This is a genomic window from Erythrobacter sp. (genome assembly GCF_011765465.1).
GTDB lineage: Bacteria > Pseudomonadota > Alphaproteobacteria > Sphingomonadales > Sphingomonadaceae > Erythrobacter.
This window is the reverse complement of record NZ_CP050265.1, coordinates 165507-177747: the sequence shown is the minus strand read 5'-3', so window position 1 is coordinate 177747 and position 12241 is coordinate 165507. Positions and strand designations below refer to the sequence as shown.

Sequence of the window (12241 nt, the reverse complement as noted above, 5' to 3'; positions counted from 1 at the left end):
CAGCCGCGGCGCCCCCTCGCCTCCTCGTTACGCTCGTATCCTATTCGGCGTCGGCTTCGAGCCGGTCGGCCATCAGCGCGAGCTGCGCCTCGCAGCCCTTCTCAACGAGGATCGTGGCGAGTTCTTCGGGGGTTTCGTATGCGCCGACCAGCGCGAACTGCATGGTCACCGGCTCGGCATCGATGCCCGGCCCGCGCACGGCATAGGTGCGGCCCTCGACCAGCGCGAGGCGCGCGGAGTTCAGCACCCGGTCGGGCTCCTCGGCCTCGAATTCGATTTCGACCGCGTCGGCCTTTTCCGGCTCGACCATCGTGTAGGTCGCCGCCTCGCTCGCATCGGGACGCCACAGCCGCACCGTGCCGAAATCGTAGAGGCAGGTGGTGCCGCCCTGGGTGAGGTCGACATACCACATGTTGGGCCGCTCGATCTTGCCCGGTTCGGCGTTGCGCACGGTCCCGAGCCGGACCCTGTCCGCGGCGCCCCGGCGGGTGAAATTGGCGAAGCGGTAGCGCGGCTCCTTGGGCTTTTCGCCGATGGTGTAGGTGCCCGCGCCCTTGAGCACCTGCGTGCCCCGGCTGGTCAGGACGGTGACGCTGTCGCCCGCCTTGAGCGTGATCGACGAACCGTCATCGACCTTGGTCCCGACCTTGTAGGTCGAGGCCGAGGGGCCCGATGATTTCACCACCACGCCCGCCATCGCGGCGGCCGGCAGCACCAGCGCCGCGCCGACCAGCGCGGCCTTCGAGAAACGGCGTTTCATTCTATCCGAGAACATAAGCTCCCCCTTCCGAGAGGTTCTGCATCCTGTGATGGAGGTTTTCTAGCGCAGCATCGCCCGGATGCCTAGCGACGACCTCGCCCACCAGCGCCGCGGCCGCGTGCGAATCCTCGGCGGCGATCCGCGAGGCTTGCTCGAGCTTCGCGCGGTCCTCGGCCGGGAAATCGGGCGCGGGTTCATAAATATCGACCGGTTTCGCCCGCCCGCGCAGCTGCACCCGGCCCATCGCGCGCCACCAGTCGAGCCCGCTCTGTTCGGCGAACTCCCGGCTCGCCATGACGCTCGATTGCAGGGGCTTGTTGGCCGCTTCCAGCCGCGCCGCCGTGTTCATCGAATCGCCCAGCGCCGTGTACTGGATGCGCGTGTCGCCGCCGAAATTGCCGATCACCGCCTCACCGTAGTGGAGGCCCACGCGGGTCTTGCCGATGGGTGGGAGCGAGGGGTCCATCGCAGCGACCTCGCGGCGGAATTCCTCGCCCGCCTGCCAGATCGCGTAACCTGCCCGCGCGGCGCGTTCGGCGTCGTCCTCGCGCGCGATCGGCGCACCCCAGAAGGCGACCACCGCATCGCCGACGAACTTGTCGATCACCCCGCCATGGTCGAGCACGACCTGGCTCAGCATTTCGAGATAGCGGTTGAGCAGCTTCGCGACCATTTCCGGCGGGATCGCGTGGCTCATCTTGGTAAAGCCTTCGAGATCGGAGAACAGCACGTAGATCGCGCGCTTCTCCCCGCCCAGCGAGAGCAGTTCGGGCTGGTCGATGATCGCCTGCGCGATGTCGCGCGGAATGTACTTGCCGAGCGCCCCTTGCGCGAAGCTGCGCTGCTTCGCCCCGGCCGCGCGCGCGGTGGTCGTGACCGCGGTGAAGGCCAGCACCCAGCCGATCAGCCAGCCCACCGCGGGCAGGCCGTAGGTGTCGACATCGCGCAGCTCGAGCAGGACGGGTATCCCAAGCAGCACGGCAAAGATCAGCACCAGCAGCGGCGCGCGCTTGCGGGTCGACCATTCGAGCAGGGCGACCAGCGCCGCGATCGCCACCACCAGCAGCGCCATGCCCCATTTCGCCCATCCCGGGACCGGGCTCATCGCCTTGCCGTCGAGCATCTGGGCAATAAGCTCGGCGTGGACCGCAAGCCCAGGCGGGAGCCTGCCGTCGACAGAGGAGAAGGTCGTCTCGACCCGGTCGTAATCGACGATATCGCCGCCGATCAGGACATAGCGGTCGCCGTACTGCTCCTTGAGGAAAGGCAGGATCGAAGGGTCGAGATCGACGAAAAGGTCGATCGCGGCGGATTCGAACAATTCTTCGGAAACCTCCGCCTCGCCGGCCCCCGCCTGCTGTTCGTAAAGGCTGCGGCGATAGTCGATCGCGCCTTCGTATGTCTCGAACGCGCCGAGCGCGCGGCCCGCATCGCGCAGCATCGCCCGCCCGAGCAGCGGCGGCAGGCCCGGCTCGATGCTCGGCCAGACGCGTGTTGCGCCGAAGGAATTGTCGAGCCTGATGCTCGCAGGCCGCGCATTGCTGCCCTCGAGGCGGGACATGAATTCATCCAGAAAGACCTGCTGTTCATAGACGAGGTCGTCGCGATTGGTCTCGAGATTGGCATATCCGACCGCGACCGGAGTCTTCATGTTGCGCAGGGTCTCGATCAGTTCATCGTCTTCGGCCTGGGGCTGGTCGAACAGGATATCGATCCCGATCGCCTTGGGCTCGAGCTGATCGAGATTGCGCAGCGCCTCGGCCAGCATTCCCCGGTCGAGCGGCGAGCGTTTCTGCGCATTGATCAGCGTCTGGTCGTTGTAGACCACCAGCAGGATGCGGTCGTCCTGCTCCACCCTTTCGGCTGCGTAGTAGTTGCGCAGGTCATAGAACGCCCGCTCCGCCGCATTGGTAAGCGGTGTGGGCACGTCGGTGAAAGGCAGCGTCCAGCTGAACCGCGCGACCATGAGCGCGAGCAGCAACATGACGAAGGTGCCCGCAAGCTGCAGCGTTCCCGCCTCGCGGATCGAACGCCAGCCGCGCGCCAGGAAACCGCCGCGCTGCCTCCCGCCGCTATCGCCCTGTTCGGCCATGCGCCTTCCCGCTTTCCGGCCGGCTTCCCGCAGCGGCTCAGCGCCGCACGGGGATCGTGCCGTCGCCGACCACCGCGAAAGCCGACCAGTAGAACGGATGCGAGGTTTCCGCGCTGTCCATCAGGTCGATCTGCGACGTCCTCAGCGCCTCGGCGGTCTCGGCCCCGTCGGTGGTGAACAGGCCGGAGATCAGCCGCTTGGTCGCGTCGTAATCGTCTGGCACAGGCCAGTGACTCGCGAGCACCGTGCGCCCGCCCGCCCCGACGAAGGCGCGCACCAGCCCGTCGAGCGCGAAGTCGCCGCCCGAGGTGACGCCCGCCTCGCGGGTCGCGCCGATGGTCGCCCCGCCGGCCGTGTCGCAGGCCGACAGGATGACGAGATCGGCATCGATCCTCAGGCCGAAGATCTCGGCGAAGCTCAGCAGGCCGTCCGAATCCTCCTCGTCGCCGAAGCTCGTCAGCAGCGCCGGGCGCGGCGGGCATTCGGGCTGCGGCGCGGTGACGAGGCCGTGAGTGGCGAAATGCAGGATGCGATAGTCGGTCAGGTCTTCGCGCGTGCGGATCTTGCTGTCGGTGAACTCGTCGCGCGTGACCACGGCGGCGCCCTGCCCGAACCGCTCGGCGGCGGTGTAGAGCTCGTCGGCCGCGATCGGGTTGGCCCAGATATTGGGCGACCACGCGCATTTCTCGCCGCCTGCAAGCGCCGCCCGCGTGCGCGCGCCGCCTGCCGTGCTTTCCCCGATCGGCGTGTTCTCGCCAAGGCCGAGATAGCTGCGCCGACCGTCCGAGGGCGCTGCCGCGCGCACGTCGCGGAAGGCGGTCGCGGCTACCGAGGTGCTGATCTCCGCCGTGCGCCCCAGCCATGCCGTGCCGGTGAAATCGTAGTCGTCGCCCTGCTCGGCGAGCCGCTCCTTGTAGCGCGTGACGCTTTCATCGTCGGTCACGAGCAGGTTGATCGGCAGGCGCAGCATCGCCCCGTCGGGTTCGAACACGATGTGCTCCATCTGCGGGAGCTGCTCGGCGACGGGCTCGAACAGCGAAAGGTAGAGCGCGCGCGACCGCTCGATATCGAAGGGGAAGGTCAGCACCCGCCCGCCTTCGGCAATGGCGATGGTCTCGCGCAGGCGGTCGACCTCCTCCTCGAGCGCTTCGGGCGAGATCGCCGCCTGGTAGGCCAGCGCATCACCCTTGGTCGCATAGATGACGAAGCTCCTCTCCTCGAGCGTGACGAGCTTCACGTAGACTTCGCCCGGCTCGAGGATGTCCTGAAGCTGGGCGAGGTCGATCGAGGAGCCTGTCACCGCCCGGTAGCGCGGATATTGCGCGAGCGCTTCGAGCACCGCGGCCTGTTCGGCCTGGAGCTGTTCGAGCCGCGCCTGCCGTTCGGACAGCAATTGCGCGGTCTCGGGCGTCATTTCGGCCATCGTCTGTATTTCCGCGATGCCGCTTCTGAGCCGCTCGATCGCGCGGCCGAGATTGATTGTCTTGCGGAACAATTGCGCCGCTTCGTCGCTGCCGACCGACAGTTCGCGCGCGAGCACGGCCTGGGTCTGGGCGAGGCCGGGACGCTGGAGCAGCTGGCTCGCAGCGAAGATATCGGCAGCGGCCGAGGCATCGCCCGCCACGTTCGGCTCGCCGCCGAGCAGGAGCGTGAAATAGGGCGTCATCAAGCTGCGCAGCGCGGGCAGCGGGCGGCCTTCGGCATCGGCCACGATCCCGCGATAAAGGTCGAGCGCCTCCCCGCGGCGCCCGGCGCGGGCGTAGAATCCGGCAAGCTGGGCGCGCGCGCTCTGCAATGCCGGGCTTTCGGGATAGCGGCTTTCGAGCAGCGCGATGCCGTCCTTGTGAAAGGTTTCGGCCTCGGCAGGACGGCCCTCGATCTCGGCGATTTCAGCGAGTTCGCCGAGCACCTGCGCGCGCAGCCAGAGGATGGATTCGACCCGTCCCCCGCGCACTTCGGCCATCGCGAGATCCGCAGCGCGCAGGTAGGCCGTCGCCTCGCCCGCCCGGCCGACCAGCCTGAGCGCGGTCGCGCGCAGGTAATCGGCCTGCCCGTCGAGCAGCTGCGCGCGTTCGAGCGGGGTGAGCGAGACCGAATAGGTCCCGCCCGCGCTCTGGTTTTCCGCTTCGAGCCGGTTCGCCATCGCCGGGCCGATCATCAATCGGCGCAGCATCGCGGGATCGCCGAATTCATTGGCAAGAGGCTGGTTGATCCGATCGAGCGCCACAGCGGCGCGCCCCTGGTTGAGCGCGTGGATCGTCTCGTAATTGCGCTGCAGCCGGGCGAGCACCGGGTCCGTCGAGGCTTCGGCGCGGGTCAGGCCGAACAGCCGCTCGGCCTCGGCGTAGTTGCCGAGATTGGATTGCAGCAGAGCCTCGTTGAGCCGCGCATCGACCGCGCCCTTGCCCGACAGGACCTCGGCAGAGGCGGCGAAGAATTCGGCCGCTTCGGCGAATTCGCCCTGGTTCGAGCGGCGATAGGCTTCGCTCAGCGCCTGGTCGGCGGAGATCGCTTCGGCCTGCTGGCGCGCGAAGGCGAGCGCATCGGTCGCCTGGGTGAGCGGGATATCGACCTTGCCCTTGGCCACCCGGTCGGTCGCGAGCGAGGCGAGGCCGAGCCGCAGCGCCGAAGCATAGGCGTTGAAGCCGGTTGCGGCATAGGTGCGGTTCCCGATCTCGCCGACGATCAGCCGGCTGCGCAACGGGCTCTCGGCGGCATCGCAGACGAGTTCGCTGGCTCCGGCAAGACCCTCGGTCGGGGCGGCGTCCTCGGCCTTGCGGCAGGTCGCGCCGGGCAGGCCGAAACGGCTTTCGGGCGCGTCGGCATAGCTGCCGCGCACCACCCACATGGTCCCGATCGGAGCGGCGGCGTCGCGGCAGATGATCGAATAGCGCCGGTCGAACAGGTCCGCGCCCGCCTCCGGCTCGATGATCTGCGCCTCGCACAGCCCGTTGCTGCCCACCGGGAAAGTGTCGCGCAGGCTGACAGGGGTTTCCTTCGCCACCTGTGCAGCGTTCGGCACGGTCCACAGCATCGTCCCGCCGACCGCGCCGGCCATCACGATAGTTGCGAGCCTTTTTATGCGCTTACTCATCATCGCTCCCTTCCGGGCCGCCTGACAGACCTCTGCCCGCAGTTCCTCCCCCATAGGCCGAACTGTCGCCGCCGCTCGCCACCGGATCGTCCAGCAGCGGGTCTTCGCTCAGCAGCGGAGCTTCGATCAGGCCGGGGAAATCCACCCCGAACTCGTCATTGCTTTCCTGCTCGGTCAGCGGGATTTCCTCAGGCGGAAGCTCCGCCGGTTCCTCGATCACCGATGGGTTGAGCGTTTTCGCCACGACCTCGCTGATTTCCTCCTCGAAGCTCGGAGGTTCGACCGGCGGCGGAGTTACGGGCGGAGGCGTGACCGCATTCGGACATTCGCCGGTGTTGATGATGCAGTCGTTGAACTCGCTCGCATCGGTGTAGATCGTGTTGCCGACATTGATGTTGAAATTGACCTCCGAAAAGAAGTCGGAGCCGAGCACGAAGGTCCCGTCGGGCCGCTGGCGGCGGCCATAGGCGAACACGTCGAGTTCCCCGCTCGCGGTCTCGCTCCCGAACAGGAACAGCCCCCCGTCGCCGACCGTGATGCCGCCCTGCTCGGTATCGCTGCCGGTGTTGCGGACCAGCAGCGAATTGCCGAACACGAAATCGGCGCGCCCGGCACTGAGATAGCCGAACGGATCGTCGCTACCGGTCGCGGCCACGGCCAGTTCGTCGTTGCGACCGGCGAAGGAGGGATCGTCCTGCAACTGGCCGATGAGGGTCGCATCCGCGACCCAGATGTCGTTCGCGGTGAGCAGGAGTTCGCCCGTCGGCAGGCCGTCCGTGTCGCCGATGAGGATGCCGCCCGGCGTCACCACCTCGATCCGTTCGTCCGCTTCGAGAGTGAAGATGTCGGTCGGGGCCGCGTTTATCATTTCGACGAGACCGTCGACCCGGATGATGCCGCCCGCCCCCAAGGTGCCGATCAGCACGTCCGAAACGCCGCCGTCGGGATCGGCCGAACCGAACACGGTCGCATCGCGCAGGATTATGTCGGGATCGTTCGTGCCGGCACCCGGCAGGACGGGCTGGGTGAAGGTGAAGCTGCCGACGTCGAGCCTGCCCAGCTCCTCCGCGATCAGCGTATAGCCTTCGTCCGTGACGACGCCGCCCGGAGTACCCGTCCCGCCGAGGATCGCCGGGTTGAGCGTGTCGAGCGAAGTGAAGATCATCGACACCGCGCCGAGCCGCGCGCCGTCCTCGATCACGATATCGCGCGAGGTCAGGGCCATCGACAGGCCGCCGAAATCGATCGCGTTGTCATCGTCGCCGAGGAAGGTGAGCGTGCCTTGCGTCTCGATGTCGATCGTCACCGTCGGATCGATCAGGTCGGGTCCGCCGATGAGCCCCCCCTGGCCGGCCTCGACACTGAAATCGTCGAACGCGTCGACCCGGAAGGTATTGGATACGAGAAAATCGCCGCCCACCGCGGACACCAGCGACGGCCCGAAATCGCCGATCGTGTCGCCAAGCGCAGACGCGGTAAAGGCGCCTGCCTCGATCAGACCCGAGGTCAACGCGACCTCGAACCGACCGACCACGCTGTTCCCATCGCCCGAGGCATCCGCGAGCATGGTCAGCTCGTTGGCGATGTCGACCTGTTCGCCTGCATCCGCCGAGCCCACCAGAAGCAGCGCCTCGCCGCCGAAGGCGCTCCCTCCGGCATTCGTCAGCGCGCGCGCATCCAGCACCATTGTGGTCGCAGAAAGGGTCGAAGCGGTTTCGACGATGACCTCGATCAGGCCGGCGAAGGCATCCCCGCCCGAGGCTCCGGTAACGCTCGCGGCCGCATCGGCCGAGGCGAGCAACTCGATTTCGTCCGATGCAAGCGTCGAATTGTTGAGCAGGATCTGCGCCGTACCGCCTCCGCCCAAGCCGTTCGCGATCGTGCCCTGACCGCTTTCGCCGAAAGCCGTAATCGTGATCCGGGCCACGCCATTGCCATCGGGCGCGACCGTCAGTTCGCTGTCGAGCAGGTCGATGCTGGCAAAGCCGCCGGTCCCGCTGCCTGCAGTCTCGCCATCACCCCCTGCCGCCCGGGCGGAGATCACGTTCTGCCCGACCAGCGAAATCGTCGAGGGGTTGGCGACCAGCAGGGCGTCCCCGGCGGTTGCGTCGCCGCCGATCCCGCCGGTCCCCGTCGCCTCGCCCCCGAAGGCATTGGCGGCGATCTCGAAAGCGCCCCCGCTGACCGTGCTGCCGGTGATCTGCACGAGGACCACCGCACCGGACGCAGAGCCGCCCTGCTCCTCGCCGCTGCCGCCGAAGATATCGCCGCCGACGATCGCAAGCGCCTCGCCCGCAGCGTTGGCGGTGAAATTGACCGTCCCGTTGTTGACGAGGAAATCGACCGCGCCGCCGGTCGCGTTGCCGCCGGCAAGGCCGCTGCCGCCCCTCGACTGGTCGACGAAGACCGACCGGCCGACGAGATTGAGTGTGCCGCCATCGACATCGACGAGAGTGGTGCCCCCGCTCGCATCGCCGCCGGTTCCGACGCCCGTGCCGTCGCCGCCGAGCCCGCCGCTGATCCCGCCGGAGAATTCCGCGGTGATCTCGCCGCCATCGCGCACCTGGATCGCGCGCACGCCGCCAAGACCCTCGCCGCCGAAGGTATCGACCGTGCTGTCGAGGCCCGATCCGCCCACGCCGAAGACCGAGAAGGTGATCGCGCCCGAGGTGATCGTGCCGCCATCGGCCGTGATCGTGCCGACCCCGCCGACGCCCTGCCCGGCCGTGCCGCCCTCGATCGACGAACCGCCGCCGAAGCCGCGCGCCACTATGCCGTTCTCGGCATTGCTGTTGGGATCCGCCGCCGGATCGGCGGGCAGCGCGATGCTCCCGCCGGCCGTGGCGAGCAGTTCGACCTCGCCGCCCGTGCCGACCCCGGCGACACCGCTGCCTCCCGTCGCATCGCCGCCGATGCCGACCGCAGCAACGATCGCGCCGCGGTTGAACACGTCGAAGAAGTCGGCGGGCGTGTTGTTCTGGATGATGACCGAACTGCCCGCATCGAAGCTTTCGATGAAGGCGCGCCCGCCGGTCCCGTTGCCGGCGCCGTTAGACGGACCGGAAACGCCTAGCCCGCTCGCCGTCACCTGCGCCGAACCAAGCGTGACCGTGCCGCCAGCCTGCGCGCGAATGAAGGCTTCGCCCCCGACCCCGTCGCCGCCGGGCAGGCCCTCGCCGCCTTCGCCGCCTTCGCCATTGGCGATGATCGCGGCATTGCCGGTGACCGTGCCGGTGCCGGAGGTGGTTCCGTCGATCCCGATGAAGGCCGTCCCGCCCGTGCCGGTGCCGCCGGCCTCGGCGAAGGAATCGCCGCCCTGACCGCTCGCGTTGAGTTCGAGATCGCCGTTGATCGTGACGTCGATGCCCTGCAGGTCGATGAAGGCTTCGCCGCCGTTGCCCGCACCGCCCGTATTGCCGCCCCCGCCGAAGCCCTCGGCGAAGAATTCGGCGCCGTTCATGGTCAACACGCCGCCAAGGCTGCCGAGGATGCCGGCCGCTCCGCCGATTCCAGCACCGCTCACTTCGCCATCGCCGCCGAACCCGTCGGCGAACATCTGGACAACGTCCGCGCTTGCGGTCCCGGCGCGGATGGTGAAGGCGGCGAACCCGCCCCGGCCTTCGCCGCCCGTACCTTGGACGTCGCCATTGCCGCCGGGACCGCCGACACCGTCCGCATCGACGAAGGCCCCCGCGATGTCGAAACTGCCCTGCGCGACCGAACCGTCGAGCCCGAGCAGCGAAAGGCCGATCTGGGCGAGCCCGCCCTGGCCGATGCCGCCCTCGCCGCCAGGGCGGAAGCTGCCGCCATCGCCGCCCTCGCCGCCTTCGGCGCTGGCAATGACCCCTACGTCGCCGCCGTTGATGATGATATTGCCGTTGTCCCCGCCCGCAAGGACGAAGGCCCCGTTGTTGAACTGCGGGTCGACCGGGTTGGGCGTGCCGAAATCGCCGCCCGTCGCATCTCCGCCGCGGCCCGGCGCGAAATCGGAGTCTCCCTGTCCGCCTCGACCGCCGCGAGCCGTGCTCGTGGCGCTTGCGCCGCCCGCTTCGATCGTCGCGCTCGCTGCGAGCGTGCCGGTCGCCTGCACGAAGGCCAGCCCGCCTTCGGCATTGCCGCCGTTGCCGCCGAATCCGAAATCGGCATCGCCGCCCGTGGCATTTGCGCTCGCACCGACGAAATTGGCGATCGTGGCAAGTCCGGTGACGACCTCGATCCCGGCCGCGCCGCCGAAGGCGTCGCCCCCGGTCGTGCCGCGCCCGCCGAGCGCGTTGGCGAGCATGGTCAGGCCGCCGCCGATATCGAGCGTGCCCCCGTTCGGGATGAAGGTCCGGGCCGACCCGCCGCGCCCTTCGCCGCCGCTGCCGAACCCGAAATTGGTCCCACCGGTCCCGTTGGCGCGCTGGCTCACGCCGCCGCCGATCGTGACCGACCCGGGACCGTCGATGAAGATCCCGGCATTGCCCCCCTGTCCGAGTGCGCCCGCACCGGCTTCGTTCGAATCCGATCCGCGCGCATCGGAAATAATGAAGACGTCGCTCGCGATCTCGATGGTGCCGCCGTCGCTGCCGGTGACGTCGAGCGAAGAGAAACCGCCGATGGCTTCCGACCCGGTCGACGTGCCGCTCGTGTCGACACTGGCTCCGATCGCGCTGGTGTCGATCAACAGGGAGCCGCCCAGCGACAGCAGGCCGCCATCGAAGGCAAAGGCCCGCGCCTCGCCTCCGGTCGAGGTCGCGCCGGTGAAGAGGAAGGATGCCTGGTTGGTGCCGATGGCGGTGGCGTCGAGCACTGTGTTGCCGAGGATCGAGATTTCGCCTCCGCTTGCGCTGAGCAGGGCCTGGCCGCCGGTCGCCGTACCGGCCTCGCCGTTGATGTCCTCGGCCCCGCCGACCGCGCGGGCGAGGATGTCGGCATTGCCCGCAATGGTGATAACCCCGCCCACCCCTGCGTCGATGAAGGCATTGCCCCCTTGCGCGTTTATCACCGTCGGGTCAGGCAGGCTCGATGACGCGACCCCGACATTGGTTGCCGTCACCAGCACGTCACCCGTGATGTCGAAGGTCTGGCCGGACGCGGTCAGGCCCGCGCTGCGCCGACCGACCAGCAGCAGGTTGCCGTCGACCGAACTCGCCCCGCCGACGGCGGTCGCCTCGACATTGTCGGGCGTGATCGCGAGCAGCGAGCTGGTCGAGGTGAAATCCTCGAGCCTGATATCGGCCTGTGCCACCGGGCTGGCGAAAGGATCGGGCGCCTGTTCGAAGGTTGCGCCCGGATTGTCGATGCTGTCGCCTTCGACGCTTCGCCCGAACACGTCGTAATTGGCCGAGAGGATGATCTCGCCATTGACGATGCCCGCGCTCGCCGCCGGGGCGAAACCGAGATTGCCGCTGAACAGCATGCTGATCGGGTTGCTCGACGCCTTGGCGACGGCATATATGAGGTGGTTGTCGCCCGCGCCCGTGCTCGAAGGGCCGCCGATATCGCCGTCCAGCTCCATCACCTGCCCGGCAAGCGCGGTTCCGAAGGGCACTTCGATATCGAACAGGCCGTTCGAGAACCGCAGGTTGACCAGCGAGCCCGCGACATAGGCCTGGCTGCCGTTGACGTTCGTGGTGCCCAGCACCTGCACTTCGGCGCCGACTGCGGCGAAATAGGAATTCTCCGCGCTTGCGAGAATCTGCGCGCCCGCATCGATCTGGATGCGCCCGTCGAGCGCATCGCCCGCATCGAGCACCAGCGTCCCGGCCGCGGTCGTGAAGGCGTCGAAGCTCGCCGGATCGGGATCGAGCGTGGTGAGAATGAGATTGCCGACATCGAAACTGGCGTTGCCGCCGACGAGGATGCCGGTCGGGGAATAGAAAGCGACCGTGCCGCCCGGGACACTCGTGCCGTTGGCAAGGTCGACGATGCGGGAGATCACGGTTCCGTCGAACACCGTGATGTTGCCATTGGCCGCGGGCAGGATGCGGTTCAGCACCGCGAAATCCGCACCGGGATTGGAACTTCCGTTGTTCGTGAACGTGGCCGTCGCACCGGTCGGCAGGAAATCGAGCGCATTGCCCGCATTGTCTTCGTCGGGAGTCCAGTCGATCACGGCGGTCGGGGTTTCGACCTGGATCGTCTCGCTGTTCGTTCCCGTAACGATCCGCGTGGCCGAACCCTGAACCACGCTTTCGGTCGCCTGGAATGCCTGCGCCTGCGCCTTTTCGCTCGCCAGCGTCAGCGACAACGCCAGCGCAGCCCCGCCGCATCCGAGCATCAGCCGCGCACGATTGGAGGTCATCGAAGCCAT

The 12241-nt window shown here is 68.1% G+C and carries 4 protein-coding genes; all 4 read right to left on the bottom strand.

Annotated features, from left to right (window positions below):
• Positions 1-40: 40 nt before the first annotated feature.
• From G9473_RS00810 to G9473_RS00795, 4 genes are read right to left on the bottom strand one after another with little or no spacing between them, the layout of a single operon-like run.
• Positions 41-760, bottom strand: coding sequence for a hypothetical protein (locus tag G9473_RS00810; RefSeq protein ID WP_291135046.1), 720 nt, complete (start codon positions 758-760; stop codon positions 41-43).
• A 1-nt stretch (position 761) separates the two neighbouring features.
• A complete protein-coding gene (locus tag G9473_RS00805) occupies positions 762-2852 on the bottom strand; it encodes an adenylate/guanylate cyclase domain-containing protein (protein WP_291135044.1) in 2091 nt (696 codons plus the stop codon).
• Positions 2853-2889: 37 nt separating this feature from the next.
• Positions 2890-5946: a CHAT domain-containing protein gene (locus G9473_RS00800; RefSeq protein ID WP_291135042.1), complete on the bottom strand. Its 3057-nt coding sequence runs from the start codon at positions 5944-5946 to the stop codon at positions 2890-2892.
• A complete protein-coding gene (locus tag G9473_RS00795) occupies positions 5939-12241 on the bottom strand; it encodes a hypothetical protein (protein WP_291135040.1) in 6303 nt (2100 codons plus the stop codon). The genes G9473_RS00800 and G9473_RS00795 overlap by 8 nt, the downstream gene beginning before the upstream one ends.

Excerpts from the sequence above, each read along its gene's own strand:
- G9473_RS00800 (WP_291135042.1), bottom strand. The coding sequence starts at position 5,946 with ATGAGTAAGCGCATAAAAAGGCTCGCAACTATCGTGATGGCCGGCGCG.
- G9473_RS00805 (WP_291135044.1), bottom strand. The coding sequence starts at position 2,852 with ATGGCCGAACAGGGCGATAGCGGCGGGAGGCAGCGCGGCGGTTTCCTG.
- G9473_RS00810 (WP_291135046.1), bottom strand. The coding sequence starts at position 760 with ATGAAACGCCGTTTCTCGAAGGCCGCGCTGGTCGGCGCGGCGCTGGTG.
- G9473_RS00795 (WP_291135040.1), bottom strand. The coding sequence starts at position 12,241 with ATGGCTTCGATGACCTCCAATCGTGCGCGGCTGATGCTCGGATGCGGC.